21 protein-coding genes and 1 other RNA gene are annotated in these 24,625 nt (G+C 45.7%); 2 read left to right on the forward strand and 20 right to left on the reverse strand.

Going from position 1 to position 24,625, the window contains the following annotated elements:
* Positions 1-22: 22 nt before the first annotated feature.
* The 6 genes from thiI to MHB37_RS24520 all read right to left on the reverse strand — a co-directional run bounded on the left by thiI (position 23) and on the right by MHB37_RS24520 (position 4,746).
* A complete protein-coding gene (gene thiI, locus MHB37_RS24495) occupies positions 23-1,309 on the reverse strand; it encodes a tRNA uracil 4-sulfurtransferase ThiI (protein WP_081386858.1) in 1,287 nt (428 codons plus the stop codon).
* Positions 1,310-1,312: 3 nt separating this feature from the next.
* On the reverse strand, positions 1,313-2,464 hold the full coding sequence (locus MHB37_RS24500) for a cysteine desulfurase family protein (RefSeq protein WP_076308219.1): 1,152 nt from the start codon (positions 2,462-2,464) through the stop codon (positions 1,313-1,315).
* A gap of 82 nt (positions 2,465-2,546) precedes the next feature.
* A complete protein-coding gene (locus tag MHB37_RS24505) occupies positions 2,547-3,251 on the reverse strand; it encodes a lytic transglycosylase domain-containing protein (RefSeq protein ID WP_038572880.1) in 705 nt (234 codons plus the stop codon).
* Positions 3,252-3,437: 186 nt separating this feature from the next.
* Positions 3,438-3,848 carry a hypothetical protein gene (locus MHB37_RS24510; RefSeq protein ID WP_038572882.1) on the reverse strand — a complete coding sequence of 137 codons (411 nt, stop codon included), beginning with the start codon at positions 3,846-3,848 and terminating at the stop codon, positions 3,438-3,440.
* Between the two features lie 12 nt (positions 3,849-3,860).
* Positions 3,861-4,202, reverse strand: coding sequence for a DUF1540 domain-containing protein (locus tag MHB37_RS24515; RefSeq protein ID WP_405168628.1), 342 nt, complete (start codon positions 4,200-4,202; stop codon positions 3,861-3,863).
* Positions 4,203-4,248: 46 nt separating this feature from the next.
* Positions 4,249-4,746: a YpuI family protein gene (locus MHB37_RS24520; RefSeq protein WP_036683764.1), complete on the reverse strand. Its 498-nt coding sequence runs from the start codon at positions 4,744-4,746 to the stop codon at positions 4,249-4,251.
* Positions 4,747-5,062: 316 nt separating this feature from the next.
* On the opposite strand from MHB37_RS24520, the gene MHB37_RS24525 reads away from it, so the two are divergent.
* The gene (locus MHB37_RS24525) at positions 5,063-6,997 is read left to right on the forward strand and encodes a S8 family peptidase (RefSeq protein ID WP_076306390.1); all 1,935 of its coding nucleotides are present in this window, start codon (positions 5,063-5,065) and stop codon (positions 6,995-6,997) included.
* A 5-nt stretch (positions 6,998-7,002) separates the two neighbouring features.
* Here the strand turns inward: MHB37_RS24525 and MHB37_RS24530 are convergent, their stop codons facing one another.
* Entirely contained in the window at positions 7,003-8,433 is a 1,431-nt protein-coding gene (locus MHB37_RS24530; RefSeq protein WP_248549389.1) for a PLP-dependent aminotransferase family protein, read from the reverse strand.
* A gap of 93 nt (positions 8,434-8,526) precedes the next feature.
* Here MHB37_RS24530 and MHB37_RS24535 point away from each other — a divergent pair, with 93 nt between their 5' ends.
* Entirely contained in the window at positions 8,527-9,747 is a 1,221-nt protein-coding gene (locus MHB37_RS24535; protein WP_076129013.1) for a PLP-dependent aminotransferase family protein, read from the forward strand.
* 1,291 nt (positions 9,748-11,038) lie between these two features.
* Here the strand turns inward: MHB37_RS24535 and rnpB are convergent.
* From rnpB to MHB37_RS24600, 13 genes are all read right to left on the reverse strand, one after another.
* An RNA gene (rnpB, locus tag MHB37_RS24540) (RNase P RNA component class A) lies at positions 11,039-11,441 on the reverse strand.
* Between the two features lie 64 nt (positions 11,442-11,505).
* A complete protein-coding gene (locus MHB37_RS24545) occupies positions 11,506-12,621 on the reverse strand; it encodes a Nif3-like dinuclear metal center hexameric protein (protein WP_076098536.1) in 1,116 nt (371 codons plus the stop codon).
* On the reverse strand, positions 12,597-13,367 hold the full coding sequence (locus MHB37_RS24550; RefSeq protein WP_340921549.1) for a class I SAM-dependent methyltransferase: 771 nt from the start codon (positions 13,365-13,367) through the stop codon (positions 12,597-12,599). The genes MHB37_RS24545 and MHB37_RS24550 overlap by 25 nt, the downstream gene beginning before the upstream one ends.
* Before the next feature lie 5 nt (positions 13,368-13,372).
* Positions 13,373-14,197 (reverse strand): hypothetical protein, encoded by an 825-nt coding sequence (locus tag MHB37_RS24555; protein ID WP_405168629.1) that lies wholly within the window; start codon positions 14,195-14,197, stop codon positions 13,373-13,375.
* Positions 14,198-14,307: 110 nt separating this feature from the next.
* Positions 14,308-15,441 carry an RNA polymerase sigma factor RpoD gene (gene rpoD / locus MHB37_RS24560; protein WP_036683799.1) on the reverse strand — a complete coding sequence of 378 codons (1,134 nt, stop codon included), beginning with the start codon at positions 15,439-15,441 and terminating at the stop codon, positions 14,308-14,310.
* A 40-nt stretch (positions 15,442-15,481) separates the two neighbouring features.
* A complete protein-coding gene (gene dnaG / locus MHB37_RS24565; RefSeq protein ID WP_036683805.1) occupies positions 15,482-17,302 on the reverse strand; it encodes a DNA primase in 1,821 nt (606 codons plus the stop codon).
* Positions 17,303-17,341: 39 nt separating this feature from the next.
* Complete coding sequence (locus tag MHB37_RS24570) at positions 17,342-17,821, reverse strand: DUF188 domain-containing protein (protein ID WP_076103766.1); 480 nt, start codon at positions 17,819-17,821, stop codon at positions 17,342-17,344.
* Between the two features lie 162 nt (positions 17,822-17,983).
* Positions 17,984-20,059 carry a glycine--tRNA ligase subunit beta gene (glyS, locus tag MHB37_RS24575; RefSeq protein ID WP_341171252.1) on the reverse strand — a complete coding sequence of 692 codons (2,076 nt, stop codon included), beginning with the start codon at positions 20,057-20,059 and terminating at the stop codon, positions 17,984-17,986.
* Complete coding sequence (gene glyQ / locus MHB37_RS24580) at positions 20,052-20,939, reverse strand: glycine--tRNA ligase subunit alpha (protein ID WP_036683820.1); 888 nt, start codon at positions 20,937-20,939, stop codon at positions 20,052-20,054. Before glyQ ends, glyS begins: the two co-directional genes overlap by 8 nt.
* Positions 20,940-21,359: 420 nt before the next feature.
* A complete protein-coding gene (gene recO / locus MHB37_RS24585) occupies positions 21,360-22,115 on the reverse strand; it encodes a DNA repair protein RecO (RefSeq protein WP_036683821.1) in 756 nt (251 codons plus the stop codon).
* 36 nt (positions 22,116-22,151) lie between these two features.
* Complete coding sequence (locus MHB37_RS24590) at positions 22,152-22,295, reverse strand: YqzL family protein (RefSeq protein WP_076098533.1); 144 nt, start codon at positions 22,293-22,295, stop codon at positions 22,152-22,154.
* 113 nt (positions 22,296-22,408) lie between these two features.
* Positions 22,409-23,302 carry a GTPase Era gene (gene era, locus MHB37_RS24595; RefSeq protein WP_036683823.1) on the reverse strand — a complete coding sequence of 298 codons (894 nt, stop codon included), beginning with the start codon at positions 23,300-23,302 and terminating at the stop codon, positions 22,409-22,411.
* 668 nt (positions 23,303-23,970) lie between these two features.
* Positions 23,971-24,432 carry a cytidine deaminase gene (locus MHB37_RS24600; RefSeq protein WP_405169621.1) on the reverse strand — a complete coding sequence of 154 codons (462 nt, stop codon included), beginning with the start codon at positions 24,430-24,432 and terminating at the stop codon, positions 23,971-23,973.
* Positions 24,433-24,625 lie beyond the last annotated feature (193 nt).

Genomic DNA, 24,625 nt, shown 5'->3' on the forward strand with positions numbered 1-24,625 from the left:
GGCAGTTTTTTGGTTTATTACTTTAGAACCATTCTTCCTGTAAACCAGCCTCGACACTTACAACATCACTAGGCTTCTCATCTCCATAGGGAGTGATTAACACGGTCTCTGTGGCTTCAATCGCCGCTTCCAGAAGTTCAGAATATCCCGGAAGCGTAGCCTCTATCTTATCCACAATCCGTAAATTCGGATTTGTTGTAGGTGATTTTGGAACAAATAAAGTACAGCAATCCTCATAAGGAAGGATAGACAAATCATAGGTACCGATGTTCTTCGACAGGTCCACGATATCACTTTTGTCCATCATTACCAGCGGACGCAGAAGGGGGAGGGTTGTCGCACGGCCAATCACGTTCATGCTTGGCAAGGTCTGGCTAGCGACTTGTCCCAGACTATCCCCGGTTACAATCGCCAATGCACCTTCCCGCTCAGCAAGCTGGGTAGTAATTCTCAGCATTGCCCGCCGCATCAGTGTAATAATCAGATTATCCTGGCCGATGCCGGTAAAGGAAGTCTGCACTTCAGTAAAGGGTACCAGATGCAGCTTGATTACACCCGCATAACGTGACAATACCCGCGCAAGATCCACAACTTTTTGTCTAGCAAGCTCGCTTGTATAAGGATAACTGTAGAAGTGCACGCACTCCACTTCAAGTCCGCGCCGCATGGATGACCAGCCTGCTACAGGACTATCAATGCCACCGGACAGCAATAACATCGCTTTTCCGTTAGTGCCTAATGGAAATCCACCTACACCGGCAATATTTTCACAGAAAATATAAGTATGTCCCTGACGAATTTCGACCCTCAGCTCTAATTCAGGCGATTTAACGTCTACGGTGAGGCCAGGATATCCTTGCAATAGTGGTGTCGCGATCCGTTTATTCATCTCAATGGAGCCGTAAGGGAACTCTTTCCATACCCGCCGAGCATTAACCTTAAATCTGGTGCCCGGAGCAGGCGCGATTATCTCCAAAAATTGACGGCTGACCGCTACAATATCCTCAAGCTCTGACTTAGAAACCTTCACTGGACTGACTGAAGCAATGCCAAATACATTCTTCAGTGCTTGTACCAATTCAATCGCAGATTCCCCGTTCAATTCCACGTAAATTCTTCCGAATTCCTTGCTCAGAACTACGTTTGGATAAGGCTTAATCAATTCCTTCACATGACGCAGTACGGTTTTTTCAAATCGGGTACGATTTTTGCCCTTTAAAGTAAACTCTCCAAAACGCAGGAGCAGCATATCAGCGTATTCTATACTATGGGCTCTGCCTTCTGCAGATTCCTTGTTCATCATGCTCATTTGTTACTTCATTCCTCCTTCAGCAATCTTTAAAGCTTGTACCGCAGTGGTTAATGCTTGCTCAAGCGCAGCGACACCCTCATCTGTATGACTGTCGCCAAGGCTAATACGAATCCCACCTGAAGCACTGGAGACATCTTTACCCATAGACAATAATACACGACTAGGCTCAGCCAGTCGTGAGGAGCAGGCCGAACGGGTGGAGACAGCCATCCCCAGTTCCTCTAGCTTGCGGGCGAATACCTCTCCCTTCATGCCAGGGTAAGAGAAATGCACAATATGGGGAGCTCCATCCTCTCTGCTGTTTATAACAAATTCAGGAACGGTGCGCAAGAAGCGTAATAATCGATCTCGGAGTGGAACCAACTGGGCAACGAAGGTTTCGCGCTGCTCACCACTCATGCGGATAGCTTTGGAGGATGCGACAATCGCAGGTACATTTTCAGTTCCAGCGCGTTGTCCTTCTTCATGAGAGCCCCCTGTAAGCAATGGGAATAGCTTAATTCCCTCTTTGATATACAGTAATCCCACTCCACGTGGGCCTCGAAGCTTATGAGGAGACAGGCTATAAAGATCCACCTGCCAATCCTTTAAGTCAACTGCAAGCTTACCATATCCCTGAACACCATCTACATGAAATAAGGTTCGCGGATTCACAGCTTTAATCAGCTTCCCCATCTCTTTAAGCGGTTGTATCGTTCCAATCTCGTTATTGACATGCATCACACTAACAAGCACTGTATCGCGCCGGACAGCAGCAGCTACGCGCTCAGGATCAACAACCCCAGTGCTATCGGGTGCTACAAAAGTAACCTCCCAGCCCATTCGCTGCAATTGCAGGAAACTCTCATATACAGAGGGATGCTCTATTTCTGTAGTTACCAAATGGCGGCCTCTAGTCTGATATTGCAGAGCAGCGCCTTTTATCGCCAAATTATTGCTTTCCGTTGCACCAGAAGTAAATAGAATCTCCTGCGGTTGTACAGATAAAGCAGCAGCGCATACTTCACGCGACCGTCTGATCAGCTTACCCGCTTCACTGCCCGCACGGTGCAAAGAGGAAGGGTTCGCATAATGCAGCTTCATAATTTGTTCCATCGTCTGCACCACTTCTTCATAGGGCGGTGTAGCGGCGGCATAATCCCAGTAAAGCATATGTCAAATGTCTCCTTTACTTCGTTGAGTGAACTTATTATCGAAAAAGGATCAAACGGTGTTTCCCGTTTGATCCTTTTTATTATACCGCGTATTGAGCGCGAGCGCGTTCTATTTTAAAGATATAAGATTGTGTCTCTTTTGGAAGCAGGCTAAGTTTCTCCAATAATTCCTGATCATTGGTTACTCCCAGATCTGTTACCCGTCCCGGCCCTGCGTTGTACGCTGCAAGTGCCATCTTTTCCTCTCCGCCAAAGCGTTTCAGTTGATAAGATAAATAACGTACGCCGCCATCAATGTTTTGCGCCGGATCGAACGAATCAGTAACCCCTAAACCGCTCGCGGTCCCATCCATAAGCTGCATTAAACCTTTAGCCCCTGCCGAAGAGACCACATTAGGATTAAACGAAGATTCAGTATCAATCACTGCTTTGATCAGATCAATCGGCACGCCATATTTAGCACTCGCCTTCTGGATGAGATCATCATAGCTCGTAGGTGTGGAACCCGTTATTTCCCCGGAAATTATGTTATTGAAGGTTTCTGTTGTCCCGCCTATCTGCTGCCATAACAAGCTGCTGACTGAAGTTGCATCCGGGAGAGAAGTCAAATAGCTTGAACTTTCACTACTCGTTGACATTGCCTGAAGCATTGTCGCAAATCCAGAAGCTGAAACTCCCGTTGACCGTTCATTTCCATTCGCGGAGCTAGTTTTTTCGGTTGTAGCCTTAAGGTTGATCCATTTAAGCTGCCCTAACCCGTCGGTTACAGCGGGATTGATCTGCATGCTGGCGCACTCCTTTTTTGTCCTACTCGAATCATATATAAGGTTTCGCGTTGAAATTTCGATGAATTACGGCTTAATCTTACATTTTATCTGAGATTATTGCTATATGTTGGAATGAAAAAACAGACTTCAGACCCTGATATTTAGGTCTAAAAGCCTGTTTAGATCAAAGCCATTCAGTTCTTTTTAGCGCGCAAAGGGAATCATCACGAAGTAACTTAGTGTCGCAACAATCCCTAAGCCCATTGCCCATGCCCCAAGCGTTTTTTGCTCTTTGACATAGGAATAATAACCAACTACGGCAGCGATGGGTCCGAGAATAAAAGACCAGATGAACAATGAGGCGATCCCCATCCCCAGTCCAACATACCCCATTACCCGGCTTCCACTATATTCCGCTTCACTGTCCTTGCGTTCTTCCACTATCCGCGGGGCATCCCGAACCTGCATTGGAACCGGATTTACCTCAGCAGCGTATTCTTCGCGATGCTCTCTGTCCCGCCGAGGATAGTCCACTCTCCGCGGACGAAGAATGACTTTTCTCGGACCGGATTGTTCCCGTGATGAGCTTGATTCATTATCCTTTTCTGTGTCCATTCTGGCGGCCTCCTAAGCGTTCGGCTTAAACGTCAGACAACATGTTGCAGATGATGTACTGGCATGATCGCAGTGACCTTCATTTGTCATTTCTTCAGCATATTCTTCCTTATAACCATTGCCTACGTGCTTATCGATCTCGATGACAATTTCTTCAGCCCGGCATAAATTATGCTCGCCCCAATAATGACAATTGCTCACGCTACATTTTACTAGTGGTTTTTCACTCGACATAATTATCACCTCGGCTTCATTATGTCCGCTCCATTTACCCGCTATTCGACAGAGTGGTTTCCAGTTGATGTATCGAGACAGGCTTTTAATCCACGCAAAAAAGGACCAGCTCATCGTCATTACAAAAATGACAAAGTGCTGATCCCTTTAGATCACTATTTAGAAGTTAAACCTGATTTTGCATACGTTTCTCGGTCAAATAGTCGTTCTCATAATAAATGAGATCATCGCGAAGATCTTCATACGTTTTGGTGATTTCTAGGATGATATCACGTGCGGGACGTACTGGCTTTTTGCGGAAACGGATTGCATCCTGACCTGTATAGGCGTAACGGCCATCTTCAGAATAACTTTCATTTTTCGGATAAAAGAAGTTGTTCACACCATAGTGATATACATTATAAAGCGCTTTCTGTGCAAAAGATTCATCGAATGTCGCACGACGCAGCGCAACGCCTAATTTCTCATATGACATTTCCGAGAACACTAATAGGTGACGAAGATCGGACAGAAAACCTTGGTAAAATTGTACGGTTTCCTCATCTCCCTCAACTACAAGCTGAGGCAATGCATGCTCATTTAGAAATACTTCCATTTTGTCGATTACCACTTTAAGTTTATCTCTCGTCGATTCACATAATTTCTGCACATTGGCTGCTGACATAGCGGTTGCTCCTCCTTATTATTCCCTGCTCTTGTAGTCAATAAAGTTAATCCTCTGAAAGAAACCGCCCTAAAGACGTATCTCTTTATTCTTGCAATATCAGGATGTGAACACAGAGAAGTCTAACCTTCTGAACAATTATTAAGAACAACATCTAATGAGGTATCTCTTACAAAATCAAGAAGACAATTCGAGATACTTATTCTCTCTGATATTATCATAAAAAACGTTAGGAAGGTATCCTTTTCTAAGATGCATAAAAGATACGCTCTCTTCTAAACCTATAGACATTACATTGCATAGAGGAGCGGAAATCATGTCACGAAAAAATCTAACAGTTGCAGGTTTGGTTACAGCAGCTTTTACAGTTGGGTTACTTACCTTTGCCCTGCGCCCTGCCACTAATGGGACGACCAGAGATGTCGCAAAAGTCGCTGTTCAGAATCCGGCTCCAACTTCAGCTTTGCATTCACCTCCAAATCCCTCTCAGGAAAAAACATTAAAGAAAACCTCCTTAAGCCAGGATGTGGAGGCGACAGATCATCTGAATAGAGTCGATGTCAGTAGACACTTAACTAAACTCCTGTCTGAAACAGACGGGATGTCTTCGCTTCATGATAAATCAGTGTATGCGAAACGATTGCAGCAAGACCACGGGTTTATCTCCATGCTGATGTGGATCGATTTCCGCACACAAAAGACTGAGACCTTTAAGTCGTCTTTTCCAAAAGGAACCGAACAGGAGAACAAACAGCTTCTAAAATATCTCAATACGGCAAAATCAGCAATCCACGGTCATCAATCCTATGAATCTCCAACGTTTACAATCGGTAAAGAAAAATATTACTTTATCGCTCAGCGGAACAAAGAGAAAAATGTAGGGATTATTGCTCTTATTAACCAAAAGGTGCTTGGGCGTGTGGCAGACCATCAGCTGAAGAACCTGCGTCTCATTCCGTATCCTAAGGAAGGCAAATACCATGTGGAATCAGTCCATACCGATAACTTAAAGGACATTACAGTCAAGACCGGCCATGATAACGAAAATGCCAGCCATTTTTATGAGAATGAAATTGTAGTCCGTTTTAAGGGAAATGCTCCGACTCAGGGACAGCTCCAGACGATAACCGCCGATATCCACTGCAAGCAGCCACGCAAGCTGGGATATGCCTATATCTTTCGCTCTGAGAAGATGACCTATTATCAGCTGAAATCCTATTTCACCAACAAATGGCATCCCGAGTATACGGAACCTCACTATATGTATTTAACCAATGATACCATCACTAAAAACGCTGAAGGAACTGTCACACCTAACGACATGTTATTCTCCACTTACCAATGGAACCTCCCGGCGATTGAAACTGAGCTAGGTTGGAATCTTTCCAAAGGCAGCAAAGAAGTGGTTGTAGCCGTAGTCGATACGGGAGTACAGATTAATCATCCTGATTTACAAGGTAAGCTTTTGACTGGTTACAATGCCATTACCAATGGTTCCACACCCGAGGATGATGTAGGTCACGGTACACATGTATCTGGAATCATTGGCGCACTTGTTAACAACGGGGAAGGTGTAGCTGGCATCAGCTGGTACAATAAGATCCTCCCTGTAAAAGCGCTAGATAACTCAGGTGCCGGAACGACTTATTCCGTAGCAGAAGGTATCATATGGGCAGCTGACAATGGCGCAAAGGTTATTAACTTAAGTTTAGGGAATTATGCCGACTCGCAGTTCCTCCATGATGCGATTAAATACGCCTATGACCGGGACATCGTGCTTGTGTCTGCAGCAGGCAATGATAATACAGAACGGCCTGGATACCCTGCAGCTTATCCCGAAGTGATTGCAGTGGCTGCTACAAATGCTTCAGGGGAAAAAGCCTCCTTCTCCAACTACGGCGATTATATTGATGTCGCTGCACCCGGAGAAAGCATCGCAAGCACCTATCCGGACAGCCAGTATGCCGCTTTATCCGGCACGTCGATGGCCAGTCCCCATGTCGCTGCGCTGGCGGGTCTGGTACGTTCACTGAATCCTAATCTGACGAATAAGGAAGTTATGGACCTTATGACCAAAAACGCTGTTGATCTGGGAACTTCCGGCCATGATAAATACTTTGGCTGGGGTCAGGTCGATATTTATAAAACGCTACAAGCGGCAAGCGGCAATCAAGTTCCATTGCAGCTTTTTCCTCAACATGTACGCCAGCAAATGAATCAATTAAAACAAAGAACAAATAACACCCCATAACCGTGTCATTGCAAAAACCGGCCAAGTAAGCGCAGAAACCGCTGTAACCCTTCCTCCATTTCCGATTCCTTCATTTGCGAATAGCAAAGACGGATGTGGCGGGAAGGCGTTTCCGCAGAGTAACAGACATCACCGGGTAAAAAAGAAATGCTCTCCTGCTCCGCCAAGTCATGCAGGCTTGCGATATCAGGAGAAGGGGGCAGCTCCAGCCAGAGATTAAGTCCTCCCTCTGGTAGAATATAGTTCACTCCAGGCGGAGCGTACAGCTTCAGAAGCTTCGCCGCCTTTTCCATACGACCACGGAGTGTTATTCGTAGCTGTGCTGCGTAGGCGTCGTATTTTTCAGCGATGAAGGGTAATACGGCCTTCTGTGTCAGCAAGGGACTTCCTAGATCACTCGCAGATTTAGCGGCGATCAGCCGGGACAGAATATTTCCTTCTGCAGCCACACAGGCGATTCGGCAACCAGGTGCAAGTACTTTGCTAAAGCTTTTCATATAGACTACATGTCCATCGGGATCCATTGATTTAATCGCCCTAGGTGGTGGTGCATGGAAATATAAATCACTAAATGGGTCATCCTCAACAATGAGGCAACGGTAGCTGCGCGCTAATTCCAGCAGTCGTTGTCTTCTTGTGATGCTCATAGTTACGCCGCTTGGATTTTGAAAAGTAGGGATGGTATAAATTAGCTTTGGAGGTCTTTGATCACACATTTTTGTAAGAACATCCACTCGCATCCCTTCACTATCCGTAGGCACAAAAATCATCTCTGCACCTCGTCCCGCAAAAACATCAATAGCACCAGTATAGCTAGGCGCCTCAAGATAGACTGTATCTCCAGGACCAACAAATGTACGAGCCACCAGATCAATGCCTTGCTGGGTCCCGCTGGTTATCATCAAATCGGAAGAAGTTAGCGAAATCCCACGCGATTTCAAATGTTCTCTCATGACATTCCGCAGCTCAAGATCTCCCTGAAAATTCCCGTAGGTTGCCATAAGCTCCGGTTGCTCTTTGACCAAGGATGCGTAGGTGTCACCAATATCTTGAAGTGGCAGCAGCTCACTGTGGATGGCGGCTAAATGAAAGGGATATTTCACTTCTGAAACATCAAAATTCCGCCAAAGCTGAGCCCTCGGCAAATAATCATCATATAAATCCTGCCAGCAACCCTCTTCTTGACGTCTATTATGGGTTGGATCGGCCACAAAGCAGCCTTTGCCCTGTCTGCAGTATATAAGTCCTCGTTTCTCAAGCATATCGTAAGCCTTGCTTACTGTAACCTGACTCACGTTCAATGTTATAGCTAGACTTCTAACGGAGGGCAGCCGGACACCTTGCTGAAGCAGTCCTGATGAGATCCGCTGACTGAGGGTTTCACTGATTTGATGGGGCAGAGTTTTACTGCCGCTGCGATTCAAATCGATATGCATGAACCCTTCACCTCCACTGTTATATTCAACGCTTTACTGTTATACAGCACTCCTATTATGATAGCATCAAATCGAAAGGTGGAGAACTAATTTATGGATATCAAATACTCAACGGCAGCCAATCATCTAGGATCATCAGCAGTTCGGGAGATTCTAAAAGTTACACAGGGCAATGACATCATTTCACTTGCAGGCGGGCTGCCTGGGGAGGATTTGTTTCCCTTGGAGGCCGTACGTGATGCCTATAATCGCGTGCTCTCCAGCGACACCTCAGCGCTTCAATATGGGCTTACCGAGGGTTTTACTCCACTACGTGACAAAATTGCTGAAAGGCTTACCCGGCAAGGCATCCCGGTTACAGCCTCTGAGATGGTATTGACTACAGGCTCACAGCAAGCTATAGATCTGTTATGCAAAATATTGCTGGATCCCGGCGATGCAGTTTTTGTGGAAGCGCCCACCTATCTGGCAGCACTACAAGTGCTCGGTTCTTACCGGGCTGCTATTCATTCGATACCAAATGATGAACATGGCATTCTGCCGGATCAGTTGGAAGAGCAGATTCGGATACATCGGCCAAAACTGCTATACGCAGTTCCGACCTTCAACAATCCGTCTGGAGCAACATGGAGTAAAGAACGCCGCGAGAAGGTGGTTGAAATCTGCCGCCGTTACGGTGTTCTTATTCTAGAGGACAATCCCTATGGAGAAATAACCTTTGATGAAGATAAAACTCTATATCCACCCTCATTAGCCTCCATCGATAGAAGCTTCGGCGGGGATCATTGTGTAGTCTACACAGGGACCTTCTCCAAGATCGTCGCCCCTGCCCTACGCACCGGCTGGATTATCGGCGATTCCGAACTAATCAAGACCATCGCCAAGGCAAAGCAAGCAGCTGATCTGCATTCCAGCACCATCGACCAGCGTGCTTTAGATGAACTGCTGTTGCATTTTGATATTGAGCAGCATATCCGCCTCATCTCAAGAGAGTATCATTCGCGTATGAAGCTCCTGTCCGCGGAACTCAGATCACATAACTGGAAAGGAGCACATTTCCTCGAGCCAAGAGGCGGCATGTTCCTATGGCTTACCCTTTCCGAAGAGATCAATACTAAGGAATTACTCCCGCTGGCAGTGGAAAACGGAGTAGCGTTCGTACCCGGAGAGGTATTCTATTCAGCGGAGCCTCACAAAAACAAAATGCGCCTTAACTTCACACACACGCCACCACAGCAAGTTCCTGTTGCTGTCCAGCGTCTAGAGAAAGCATTGGTTCAATGGCAGCAAAATCAAAACATCATTCGGTCGTGAACAACTGCTCGTAATCAATAGCCACAATGGCTAAATAAAACGGCTTCTCCATCCTTTATTGGACGGGGAAGCCGTTTTTTGTGAGCAGATTTTTGAGCTTTCACTTTTGCGTATTTGCAGAATATTACCTTTACGCATTTCTGCAAATCTCATTTTTGTATTTTTACTTTTGTGGCACTACATAGCTCATTTCGTATTTTCACATTTCACATTCAGCAATTTTTGCTCTTCACATTTCGAATTGCCATTATTCAGCGCCTCTGTACAGCTTATTTCGTATTTCCACATTCGCATTTCTACACATCTCATTTCGCATTCAGCAAATTTGCACGTCATATGTCCCATTTCCCACATTTCGCTTTCCGCATCACCAATTATCCTCTAGTTACTCAACACATCTACCACTCAATTAACTCCGATTTCACAGCGAAGTTACAGCCAGAGGTTACAATTGATATTTTGTTACTAACTCCAATCTTCCCGCAGAAGATTAGCCAAGCTCCGCATTGTTACAGTTTGCTAGCTACTAATCTAATTCTGGCGTCAAAATAACCATAGAGTTCGGGAGTTCGGGAGTTCGGGAGTTCGGGAGTTCTGAATTCTGGAGTTCTGAGTTCTGAGTTCTGGAGTTTTAGAGTTCTGAGTTCTGGAGTTCTAGAGTTCTGAGTTCTGGAGTTCTGGAGTTCTGAATTCTGGAGTTCTGAGTTCTGAGTTCTGGAGTTTTAGAGTTCTGAGTTCTGGAGTTCTAGAGTTCTGAGTTCTGGAGTTCTGAGTTCTGAGTTCTGGAGTTCTAGAGTTCTGAGTTCTGGAGTTCTGGAGTTCTGGAGTTCTGGAGGTTCGTATCGGACCCCAGCGCTCTTATTTGCATCAATTCCACTCATTTGATTTGCTATCGGACTCCATAGTCACTATTGGATTCAAAACGCCCGATATCCACCCTGTTTATGCCGAATAACGGCTCTCCAGTCCGAAACTCCTCCAAAAAGGCATAAAATACACAAATAGCTGCATCTCGGTCCGTTAGCATATCAGCTCATCAAACCATCAACCATCAACCATCAACCACCAGCCATCTGCTCATCAGTCATCAGCTCATCAGCCCATCAGCCGCTAGCAATGCTTCTAAAAAGTCTAATTTCTGCATATCACGTTCCAAATCCCTGCATGTTATCGCATTTACTGCTTTATATATTTGCCGTATCCGCATTTGTTTGCAACAAAAAAGGCGGCGTAAGCCGGGTTACCGGGATACGTCGCCGTTTGTATGGTGTTGTTATTATAACGTTGCAGTTAGGAAAGTTTGCCGTAAGCCGGGTTCTGTGCTCGTCGTGGTTCGATCGGGAACTACCCTCCCACCATAAGCGACAATCATCTATCTAGGCCATACATTACTGCACAGCTCCAGCGACCAACCTAGACGCGCCTCAGGCTAAGGCTGCTTATTCAGCTGCGTCTCATTAGGTCTTGCTCCAGATGGGGTTTACCAGGAACGAAGTCACCAGCGTTCCTCGGGGTCTCTTACACCTCGGTTCCATCCTTGCCTGTGCCGCCCTAAGGCGGCCATCGGCGGTCCATTTCTGTGGCACTATCCTTCAGCTCGCGCCGACTGGACGTTATCCAGCATCCTGCCTTATGGAGCCCGGACTTTCCTCCCGTGACGTCTTCACGTCACCGGCGATTGTCTGTCAAACTTTCCGAACAACATTATATATTATACAGACATCACATGTCTGGCACAAGCATTATTAAATGGCAATTTTATAGGAACTTAAATGGCTCCGTATTCACCTGCGAAGCATGGACAGCTGTATCATACTTATGCTCGGCCAATTTTCCAGCCATCCACTCCGCTACTTTCTCTTTCATGATCTTCTCCGCATTATGTCCTGGATCAATCAGAGTGATTCCGGCGAGCGCAGCATCCTGAACTGTATGATAATCCAGATCCCCAGTAACCAGGACATCCGCACCGCGGAAAATAGCACTGTTATAATACTTTCCACCCGAGCCGCCGAGAACGGCAGCTTTACGAATCGGACGGTCCAAATCACCAACAACCCGTACATGGTCTACCTTCAGGCCTTTTTTTACCGTCTCCACGAATTGTCCAAGGGTTGTAGGCTCTTTGAGCTTTCCTACCCGCCCAAGTCCTAAGCTGCGGCCTTTAAGATCCATTGAGTACAAATCATAGGCAACCTCTTCATAAGGATGGGCCTTAAGCATAGCCTGCACCACTTTATTGCGGATGGAGTGCGGGACGATCGTCTCAATACGAATTTCCTCGGCACGTTCCATCTTACCTTTTTCCCCGATATAAGGATCCGTGCCTTCTCCTGGAATAAAAGTACCGTATCCCTCGATATTGAAGCTGCAATGACTATAGTTGCCAATTGCCCCTGCTCCAGCATTCAGAATAGCATCCAGAACCTTCTGATGATGATCCTTCGGCACAAATACTACCAGCTTTGATAATTGCTCGGAGTGAATGTCTTTGATGGGTACTCCGTTTTCTATGCCAAGAGCTTCAGCCATCCAATCATTCATTCCACCTTCGGTGACATCCAGATTCGTGTGGCTGATGTACACCGCAATGTCATTCTTAATTAATTTTTCATACATTTTGCCCGCCGGTGTGTCTGTCTGGATTCCTTGCAATGGACGGAAAATAATCGCATGATGCGCAATAATCAAATTGCAGCCTAGACGAATCGCTTCTTCAACTACCTCATCATTCACATCTAAAGCAACTAATACATTAGTGATTTCTTTTTGCAGCGTGCCCAGTTGAAGACCAATTTTATCCCAATCCTCAGCTAAATGCTTAGGAGCCAGTTGCTCCATATACTGAATTACTGTTTGTCCCTTGGCAAACATTGTAGCACCTCCGTAATTTCCCTGATCTGACCTTGAATCTGTTTCCGTTTATTCTCAGCAGATTCTAGTTCTGAACGTGACAACGATGTTAAAATGCCTTCCAATTTCTGAATCTCACCCTGCCACTTAGCAAAAAACACAGTATTTGGCGCTTGAAGCAGCCATGGTCCCATTTGAAGCAAGGCCTCTTGCCCAAGGACTTTAGCGGAATCCCCCAAGGTTAATTCACGATATACACTTTCATTTGTAATTCCAGCTTCCGTATTTTCTGGTACAGCCGTCAATACTTCATATAGCTTCCCGTCTTCTTCCAAAATTCTCTCAGCTACGAGTACCCATTTATTATTTAATAACCAGCGGCGCAAAATATCCTCGCCTACATTCGGTTGAAGCAAAAGGGTTGTAACCTCTTTTAGCTTACCTTGGCTTTGACCCCGGTCCAGAATCGCGGCAATTAATGCGCCTCCCATGCCAGCAATCGTGATACAATTGACTTCACCAGGTTCCAGAACCTCAAGGCCATCTCCACGGCGCACCGAGATCACCTTCCCTAGTCCAGCCTCTGCAACGCCCTTACAAGCAGCATCAAAGGGACCCGGGTTTACTTCACCTGCAATTGCAAACACAGCCTTACCGCTTTCGACAGCGGCCACAGGAAGCAAGGCATGATCGGAACCGATATCTGCTAATCTGCTTCCTTGCGGAATTTGCTCCAGCAATTGCTGAAGCCGATCTGATAATTTCACATTGTTCATGTTGCCACCCACGTTATCCATTTTTTTCGAAACCCAAACAACAAAGCTAACCCTGCTGCAATCTTTAGGATCAGCATCAATGAAATCCACTGCGGATAATCCTGTCTTAATAAAAGAGCGTCAAGCTCTGGCATGATCCAAAGCGATACTCCCACTGCAAAATAAACACTGGCAACACCTCTTACCTTATGATGCAAAAGCCAGCTTAACCATACCATCAGCACACACAATGGCAGCCATAGGAACTCCAGTTCAAATATAGAGGCCTCCGGGCTTCTTCCACCGAAGAACCCTGCATACAGTAATGCCCAAAAAGCAAAACCACAGTACTGCAACAAACCTATCCGGAGTAAAAATCCCAAAATACACCATAACAAGCCGCAGCACCCAATTAGAATAGGCCTCCAGAGCTGAGGATCCAGATCATGCAAATCAATCAGCCATAGCCCAAAACCAAGCGTTAAAACACTGCCCAGCCCCGCTAGGATAAGACTGATAACATTGTTCCGGTCCTTATAAACGGCGGAGTATCCATAACAAATAATTAATACAGATAGTGCGGTTGCAAGTTGCAAAGGCCAGGGAAAAACGCTAAAATAAAGACTAATCAAGAAAATCAAGGAAATAATTCCAAAAGAAAACAGGCAAATTTTGATGCTTCCCTGCTGTAAATTTCTCAGCGAAATTGGATTGTTATCCTTATTCGCATCCTCATCGTCATACAGATTGGTTAAGAAATCGCAATACTGCTCTGGCAGCAACCGGCTTTTTCTCCAATACTGAATCTCTTTTATAATGATGTCGCGTTTTTCCAAATTCACTGGCTCATCCTTCTTTCCAGATACACAAGGTCAACACATTTTTTACCAGCGTAAATTCAAATAAAAGAACCTCCTGCCACTGAGCAGCAGAAGGTCCAGTTCATGAAATACTATTCAAGGAAATCCTTAAGCCGTTTACTGCGGCTAGGGTGACGAAGTTTGCGCAATGCCTTGGCTTCGATCTGGCGGATCCGTTCCCGGGTAACACCAAACACCTTGCCGACTTCTTCAAGCGTTCTTGTCCGTCCATCATCAAGGCCAAAACGCAGACGAAGTACATTCTCTTCACGCTCCGTGAGCGTGTCCAGCACATCCTCCAGTTGTTCCTTCAGGAGTTCATAAGCCGCTGCATCCGCAGGAGCCAATGCTTCCTGATCCTCAATGAAGTCTCCTAGATGAGAGTCATCTTCTTCACCAATTGGTGTTTCCAAGGATACAGGTTCTTGGGCAATCTTCATGATCTCTCTAACTTTCTCCACCGTCAGTTCCATCTCAGCCGCAATTTCCTCTGGGGAAGGTTCGCGTCCCAGTTCTTGCAGCAATTGGCGAGAAACCCGAATCAGCTTGTTGATCGTTTCCACCATGTGTACAGGAATACGAATGGTACGCGCCTGATCCGCAATCGCACGAGTGATGGCCTGGCGAATCCACCAAGTCGCATACGTACTAAATTTGAATCCCTTGTTATGGTCAAATTTCTCTACTGCTTTGATCAGACCCATATTACCTTCCTGAATCAGATCCAGGAACAGCATACCGCGTCCGACATAACGTTTCGCGATACTTACTACGAGACGCAGGTTCGCTTCTGCAAGACGGCGTTTAGCTTCTTCATCGCCATTCTTAATCCGCATAGCAAGCTCAACTTCATCGTCAGCCGACAACAAAGGAACGCGTCCGATTTCTTTTAGATACATACGGACAGGGTCATTAATCTTGATCCCTGGTGGCAGCGACAGATCGTCATCAAAGCTGAAATCATCGCTGTCTTTATCCTCATTATCCTCACTTGGTCGGAGGCTGTTAACCTCTTCATCGTTCTCGTTTACAACCTCAATTCCCAAATCACTGAGTTGCTCGTAGAACTCCTCCATTTGCTCGGGGTCTTGATCAAACGGCGATAATTTCTCCATAATATCTTTGTAATTTAATGATGATCTTTTCTTACCTTGCTCAATGAGCTGATCCTTAACCTGATCCAAAGTAAATTCTGCTTCCAATTCAGTATGCTGATCGTTCGCCATAATTCGACTCCCTCCTCCCTAGGTACATCCTGTCAACATGTCATTGTCTCTCTAGGGCTATAATCTCACTTGCTATTTGTGCCGCACGCAAAAAGTCACCTGACTTTTCAGCCTGAATCATCTCTTCACGCTTCTGTTCCATTTTGCGTTGCAGTGGGTATTTCCGCACTTCACGGATACAATCATCTAGAACCTGCATATTCCAGTCCGGAGGGGTATCCATCATGGATATTGATGTCGCAGTTTTCTCCAGACGATCATCCTGAAGTGATGATAGAAACCGACTAATGCCGGGTGGTTTGCCTTGCGCGTAATAGGCATATAGATAAGCAGCAATTGCCGCATGATCAACGATGTTGAAATCTTCTCCGAGGCGTTCGCCTACATACGTGGCGGCTTCCGGGTCCTGAATCATAAAGGACAATAGACGCCGTTCCGCGACATGATAAGCGGGTAGTAAGGTCGGTGTCTGCACCTGCCCTTTTTTATGCCTACCATTATTCCACCTTTTGTCGTTATTATCCCCTTCAGGGATGTTTTTTTGCATCGATGCCCTAAGTAAATTACAATCCTGCTTCAAACTATCATAGGAAAGTTCGAGTTCAGCAGCGATTTCCTTCAGATAAACCTCTCGCTCTGTTGAGGAATGCAGTGAAGCAATAACTTCTAAGGCTTCCTTGACATAGGCGATTTTGCCATCTTCCTCTAGGAGTATATGGTTTTTTTTCAGATATATAAGCTTAAATTTTATGGATGAAACTGCTGAATCAATAACCTGATCTTTAAATCTTTCTCCTCCATGCTTGGAGATAAATTCATCCGGATCCACCCCGCTTGGCAGTAAGGCGATCTTTACACGCAGGCCGCTGCCTTCAAGCATCGGAATGGCCTTCATGGCTGCTGCTTGTCCCGCCCGGTCACCGTCGTAAGACAGTATAATTTCATCAGCCAGGCTTTTCATCAGTGCCACATGACCCTCCGTCAAGGACGTTCCCATCGTTGCTACGCCGTTATGCACACCCGCTTCCCAGGATGAGATGACATCTCCGTATCCTTCAAACAGGACGATTTGTCGAGTTTTGCGAATGGATGCTTTGGACTGGTGCAAATTGTACAATATCCGGCTTTTGTTAAACAACCTACTCTCCGGAGAATTTAAATACTTAGGTTGACCCTCTCCAAGTATTCTTCCGGCGAATGCGATTACCTTGCCTGTACGGTTGGCAATCGGAAAGATAATCCGGCCACGGAAACGATCCAAATAGCCTTTGCCCTCACCGCGGGCTGACAGAAGTCCGCCTTTCTCCATTTCCGCAAGATCAAAATTTCGTTTCTCCAAAAACTGCAGCAAAGTATCCCAGCGGTCCGGAGCATATCCGATCTGAAACTGATCAATCATTTTATCACTGAAGTTCCGGCCTCTTAAATAGTCCATAGCGGCTTTGCCGTGTTCCGTGTTCTTCAGCAAGTAATGATAGAACTTTGCCGACCATTCATAAGCTTGAATCAACCGGTCGCGTTCCGGATCAGGAGGAGACATCATACCTCCCTTACCTTCTGGAACGGGAATATCACTTTCTTCAGCCATTATTCTGACAGCTTCGGGGAAGGTTAATCCTTCGATTTCCATCCTAAATTTGATGGCATTTCCACCCATACCGCAGCCAAAGCAATGAAATACTCCCCGGTCGGGGGTAACAGTAAAGGAAGGGGTTTTCTCCGAATGGAACGGGCAGAGGCCCCATAAATATTTCCCCTGCTTGGACAAATGAACAACCTTACCGACTGTATCGACTATATCATGACGCGCAAGCACGCTTTCGATAACCTCTTCCGGAATATTGCCGTGTCCGCTAGCCACTTCAACCACCTTCATCTCTTAACAAATAAATATAATTCGCTATTGCTCCACATTCTCCTGCAAAAGTATTAAAAGTTTTGTCAGTTTATGTTGAAAATAAGTTTTTTCTTCTGCCGTTATGGGTTTTGGACCCTTGGAATAATGTCCCCGTCTTCGTTCCACAGCCCTGGCATGTCTACCCTCCAACATAAAATCCATCTTGAAATTGTCGTATTCCTGACCACGAAATGAAAGCACACTGCACCTTTTACCTAATGCAAGTGCCGCAAGACCATAATCTTGAGTCAATACCACATCTCCAGCAGTAATATGATTGGCAATATATAGATCGGCACTCTGATCTCCTCGATCCACCTGCACAACCGTTACACCCTCTTCAGCTTTCAGTGCATGGTCATAAGAAGATACCATAAGTACCGGAACACCAAAGGTGCGACCTACCTCAGCGATCTCTTTTTTGACCGGACAAGCATCCCCATCCACCACTATCGTTCTAGACTGGGACTTCTCCATGATCATCACCAATTTCCCGTGTAATATATATACGCCCTCTCCGCAAGAAATCCTTCTTTCTAAGCATAAATACGGAACGGATGTCAAATGACGCATTGGCACCGTTCCGTATATTTATACCCCAAACCAACATTCTATACCATAAGATTCAAATTTTCTTGATTAAAATTACCAGACAAGCTTCGCGAAATCAGCGAACGACTTGGAGTCAGCATCAATACCAGCAAGCAGAGCCAAACGGTTAGCACGCACTTGCTCGTCCTCCGCCATAACCATAACGGAATCAAAAAATGTTGTAACGGCGTCTTTTAGACCCGAAAGAATCCGAAGTGCTTCTTCGGCATTTTTTGCCGCCATAGCTTCAAGGTAAGGTGCGTGAAGCTCCTGCCATGTATTAAAAAGCTGCAATTCAGCATCTTCTTTAAGTAAAGCAGGATCAATCACTTCACTGGTTGCTTTACTTGCCAAATTACTGACACGAGTAAGCGAATCTACGGTAATCTTGAAATCTGCTTGGTCGGACACAGCAGCCATAAGAGCACGGCTTCTGCCCACAACATCTACCACGTCGTCAAAACCAGCCGCTGTAACAGCGTCCACAACATCATAGCGTACATTGTCAGATAAAAGACGTTTTACACGCAGACCGAAGAACTCGTACAGGTTTATACGTAGTTCATCTCCAGAATGTTTCGTATTTCCTGAATTTTCATGAATTTCAATCGCCGCTTCAAAAATTTCGCGCAGCGTAATTGGCAATTTATGCTCAAGCACAATTTGGACAATACCTGCAGCCTGACGGCGCAGGGCATATGGATCCTGAGATCCTGTCGGGATGATGCCGATGGAGAAGCAGCCAACAATCGTATCGATTTTGTCCGCTATGCTGACAACTGAACCTGCTTCTGTTGAAGGTACAGCATCTCCTGCAAATCGTGGCTGATAATGCTCGAAGATCGCTTTTGCCACAGTTTCAGGCTCGCCTGCTTTACGTGCATAATCTTCACCCATTGTTCCTTGCAGCTCAGGAAATTCATAAACCATTTGTGTTACAAGGTCGAATTTACAAATATCCGCAGTGCGACTTACTTCGGACACAGCAGAAGCTGATAGTCCAAGCTTCACAGCCAGACGATCAGAGATTTGGCGAATACGGCGCACCTTATCCCCTACGCTGCCCAAATCTTCATGGTAAACAATGTTCTCAAGCTTGGCTAACGCCTCGTCAATCTTCATCTTTTGATCTTCTTGATAGAAGAATTTGGCATCTGATAGACGAGCACGAAGCACTTTTTCATTTCCCTTAGCGATAACATCCAAGGATTCTGCATTCCCGTTACGTACAGTTACAAAGAATGGCAGTAGCTTGCCAGCTGCATCAAAAACAGGGAAATAACGCTGATGCTCACGCATCGAGGTAATCAGCACATCTTGAGGAATCTCTAAGAAAGATGGATCAAAGGTTCCAAAGAGCACGGTTGGTGTTTCTACCAAGAACAGTACTTCTTCCAAAAGATCTTCTTTAATCGCAATCGTCCAGCTTTTCTCTTCAGCCAATTTGTTAATTTGATCTAGGATAAGCGTTTCCCGTTCCTTCACATCCACAAGTACATGCTGCGCACGCATGCTCTCCACATATTGCGCAGGCTCCGAGATTACAGTCTCTGTACCCAGAAAACGATGTCCACGGCTCACATTACCCGCTTTTACATCCGTAATTTCCAAATCAATGATCTCTTTACCAAAAAGAGCAACCATCCAGCGAATCGGACGAACGAATTTAAAATCGTAAGCTCCCCAGCGCATGTTCTTCGGGAAAGTCATTGCATTTACAATACCCAGAAGTCCTTCTGTGAGCAAAGAAGCAGTCTCTACACCCGCACTATTTTTTGTGGCATAAATATATTCCACGCCAGCTAGCTCTTTAAATGTAAATTGCTCTGGAGATACACCTTGACTGCGGGCAAATCCTAGTGCAGCTTTACTCCAGTCACCGTTAGCATCCAACGCAATTTTGCGTGAAGGTCCTTTGACCTCTTCGCTAATATCCTCTTGCTTCTCAGCCGCGTCCTTAACAAATACAGCGAGACGACGTGGCGTCGCATATGCAGTAACTCCAGCATGGTTTATACGTGCAGAATCCAACCACTTGGACATTCTATCTTGCAGCTGTTCCATCGCAGCACGGATAAAACGTGCAGGAATTTCCTCCAGACCGATCTCAAACAGGATATCTTTAGACACGGTCAGCACCTTCTTTCTTCAGCAGCGGGAAGCCAAGCTTCTCGCGTTCCTCAAGATATGTTGCCGCTACGGAGCGGGCAAGATTACGCACTCGGGTAATAAATCCAGTCCGTTCAGTTACACTAATTGCCCCACGCGCATCGAGTAGATTAAAGCTATGTGAGCATTTCAACACATAATCGTAGGCTGGAAACACAAGATGTTTCTCCATCGCTCTACGTGCTTCCTCTTCATACATGTTGAACAGCGAGAATAACATTTTTACATCCGATACTTCAAAAGTGTAGGTAGAATGCTCGAACTCCGGCTGATGAAAAACATCACCATAAGTCATACCGCTTACCCATTCAAGATCGAACACATTTTCTTTATCCTGAATGTAAGAGGCTAAGCGCTCCATACCGTAAGTGATTTCTACAGCAACAGGGTTAGCTTCGATGCCACCTACCTGCTGGAAGTAAGTAAATTGAGTGATCTCCATACCGTCCAGCCATACTTCCCATCCCAGACCCGCACAGCCCAGTGACGGATTCTCCCAGTTATCCTCTACAAAACGGATGTCATGCAAGAGCGGATCAATACCGAGTGCTTTCAAGCTATCCAAATAGATCTCTTGAATGTTATCTGGTGAGGGTTTGATGATTACTTGGAATTGGTGATGCTGATACAGACGGTTCGGGTTCTCTCCATAACGACCATCGGAGGGACGACGTGAAGGCTCTACGTAAGCCACTCTCCAAGGCTCAGGACCTAGCGAGCGTAAAAAAGTCATAGGGTTCATCGTGCCGGCGCCTTTTTCTGTGTCATACGGCTGTACGATGATACAGTTCTGTTCAGCCCAGAACTGCTGCAGTGTCAAAATCATCTGCTGGAAGTTCATAATACCGTCTCCTTCGCTTTACAAGTTTTTTACAACAGCTTGCCTAAAACTTTCTACCATGGAGGCGGCACTTTTAGCTCCTGACAGCAACAAAAAGCCCCCGCCCCCATGCCTGATTAACAGACATAGGGACGAGAGCTTAACTTATTCTCCCGCGGTTCCACCCTACTTGATTTCATACCTTGTATGAGCAAGTTTGCTGCCAAGACAAGAACGAAATCCACTTTCATTCGCCGCATTCGTACTCCCGGGTGCCATGTTCATGAACGTTGTCCCGCTAGGCTTCCACTGCCCCCAGCTCGCTGAATAACGACAATACAGTCCACTACTTTCCCGATCAATGCACGTCTCTCCCCAATTGGAGCATAACGACGATCATATAATAAACTGATCCTATAGTAACGGAAAAATCAGCTTTCGTCAAATCTTGTACTTGTCGAGCTGGTCTAGGAAACTTTGTGACTTCAGCTTTAATCCGAGTTGCACATCCATAAAGGCCCGCATAATTTTTTTCAGCTCATCCCGGCTGCTTTCCTTTACATCCACATTGCCTAGTCTAGTCAGGTCAAGTCTGGCGAATAATCGCAGCAGCTTCAACGCACGAGCAGAGACCTCCATGGCTGGAGGGTCATTATGTTTACAACTGCGGCACAGTGCTCCACCAAGGCGAGGGCTGACCAGCAGTTGATCATCCGGCTTCTCGGCACCACAAATTACACAAGAATCGAATTCAGGACCATAACCGGCTGCCTGTAAGATTTTCATTTCAAAGACATTTATGATAACGCCGGGTTCCTTGTCCTCTTCAAGTGCATTAAGACAGGCCGTAAGCTGGCGAAACCAAAAGCTTCCCGTTTCCTCATCATGCAGAACACGATCAAGCAGTTCACACGCATAAGACGCATAAGCAGCTTTGATCAAATCCTCACGCAGCGGATGGTGCGACTTCGTAATTTCGCCAGAATTTAGTGTCCCAAGTCCTCCATTATTTCTAAAAAAAACAAATTCCCCAACGGTGAACAGTTGGATCAATGCAGCATGGCGGCTTTTGACCTTCTTTGCGCCACGCACCAGAACCCCTACTTTTCCCGCGTTCTCGGTGCAAAGCGTAATAATTGCGTTCCCCTCGCCGTAGTCCATGCTGCGGATGACGATCCCTTCCACCCTGTGTAGCATGCCTCTTCCCCCAACCATTCGGCAAGCAACCAGTCCTTATTGCGCTTCTTCATCACAGGCCTTCTCTTCCTCCACTAGCTGTAATCCACTATCTTCAAGCGGATGGCCAGCTTCCTTATACAGCAGGTAAGCATCGACGTCTCCTGTCATTGCAAAATACTTCCACGAAAAGTTTCGCATTCGTATTCATCCTTTCTTGGGAAAGACGATGTCTCTTATCAAGAATTAGGATGGTGCGATGGAGCAGGTTCTATCCTTGCAATTCCTACCAAACGAGGAATAACGGAATTAACTTAAAGGTCTTTATGGAAGCCCAAATCCCGCAGAACGCGGTCCTGATTGCGCCAATCTTTTTTCACTTTTACCCATAGCTCCAGAAAAATCTTCGAACCCAGCAGGTTCTCAATATCTGTCCGAGCCCGTCTGCCGACCTCTTTCAGCATTGCCCCTTGCTTGCCGATAATAATTCCCTTTTGCGAATCACGCTCAACAAAAATAACAGCTGAAACATGCACTACTCCATTAGGCTCAACCTTCATATCTTCGATGGCTACAGCAATAGAGTGTGGCACTTCTTCACGAGTCAAATGCAGAATTTTCTCCCGGATTAATTCCGCGCAGACAAATTGCTCGGGGTGATCCGTGATTTGATCTTCCGGATAATACTGAGGGCCTTCCGGCAAGTACTTGGCAACTTGCTCTAACAGCGTGTTAACATTGCTGCCCATCTTCGCAGAAATCGGAATAATTTCGGCAAAATCATGCAGCTTGTTATATTGAGCCATAAGCGGGAGCAGAGCTTCCGGCTCTATTTTATCGATCTTGTTGAGCACCAGAATCACCGGTGTCTTCAGACCATTTAATTGCTCGGCAATGTAACGGTCTCCACCGCCCAAGCCCTCTGACGCATCCACAAGGAATAACACAGCTTCTACTTCACCCAGTGTACTCATTGCAGTCTGGTTCATGTAGTCGCCTAGCTTGGACTGTCTTTTATGAATTCCCGGTGTATCCAGGAATACGATTTGTGAAGTGTTTGTTGTGTAAACACCATGGATTTTGTTTCTGGTTGTCTGTGGCTTATCCGACATAATGGCAATCTTCTGGCCAATGACCTGGTTCATGAGTGTTGATTTACCTACGTTTGGTCTGCCGATAATTGCGACAAAGCCTGATTTGAATTTCATATTATCTTCCTTCCATACTTACCTTCTAAATTTGCGTTTGAAAATCTTTTAAGATCTTTTTCGATCCCCCTAAATCCCCCTTAGCCAAGGGGGACCCCAAGGGCCCCGGCCCTCTGGACACCCGGAAATGGGCGTAACTGCAACGTTAGGCTGGATTAGAGGGACTATGGTGCATGAGCGCTTTCCTCCCCTATAGGGGACACGCTTCACTGTCGCTTATTCACACGGTTCGCATTGCCCTCACCATGAATAAAGATTACTGAGATGATTGGCTTTAGGCTGTGTTACAAGTAACCTTACGTAATTAAAATCGCTGACGGCTTTTGCCGTGGCGCTTACCTCGTAATGTTACTCTAAAAACACATAGTTTGCACCAGTTTAGCCTAACTTGGTAGAACTAGAACACTTTTAATTGTACTTTGTACAACTAATTTTAGGTTGAGTTTATGTTTTTGGTGTTTTAGTTGTATTTTGTGCAATTAAATCCTGTCTTAAGAGCCAAATATGGGCTTTATCATAAATTTAATTGTACTATCTGCAACTAAATTCATTTTTGTCGCGAAAGAGTAGCAATTTAACTGTACATTGTGCAATTAAAGTAGCAACCTTCGTCTAACTATGCCTGATTTGCCCTTAAACAGGCACAGGCATTAAATCAAATCCTCATTTTATTCTGGAGCTTGTCCTTGCTTCAGATCTACGGGACCAAAAGCGCCTGGAAGCAATTCTCCCACCGTAGTCTCAACGATATCACCCTTCATGTTCCCAAGAATAACCTTCATATCCGGCGAACACAACTCAATCATTACTTGCCGGCACACACCGCAAGGTGAAACGGGGCCGTCAGAGTCAGCTACTACGGCAATTGCTTTAAAAGAACCAACAGCGTGTCCATCCGCAATCGCACGGAATAGTGCTGTCCGTTCCGCACAGTTGGTTGGTCCAAAAGCAGCATTTTCCACATTACAGCCGTGGTGAATATGACCATCCTGATCAAGAAGGGCAGCTCCCACTCCGAATCGGGAATATGGAATGTAAGCTTTTGCTCGTGCTTTAATCGCCTCTTGCATAAGAAGAGTAGAATCCATATTTTGTCCTCCTAAAGTTTGTTGAGTATTGACTTCATTGATTTTTCTTCGCACAAAACTCACTTCGTAAACATCTAATTAGTTTCGTTTATCGTTATTTTCTCAGCGTGCGCTAAATTTTATCAGTGTACTTCATGAGATATATTCGGGTACATAACTCACTTCAAATTATTCAGTAACGAAAGAGGCGGAATCGCAAAACGCGGGTCCGCCTCTCCCCTGAATTGATTTTGTA

The sequence above is a fragment of the Paenibacillus sp. FSL H3-0286 genome (genome assembly GCF_045040705.1).
Lineage (GTDB): Bacteria > Bacillota > Bacilli > Paenibacillales > Paenibacillaceae > Paenibacillus_AQ > Paenibacillus_AQ odorifer.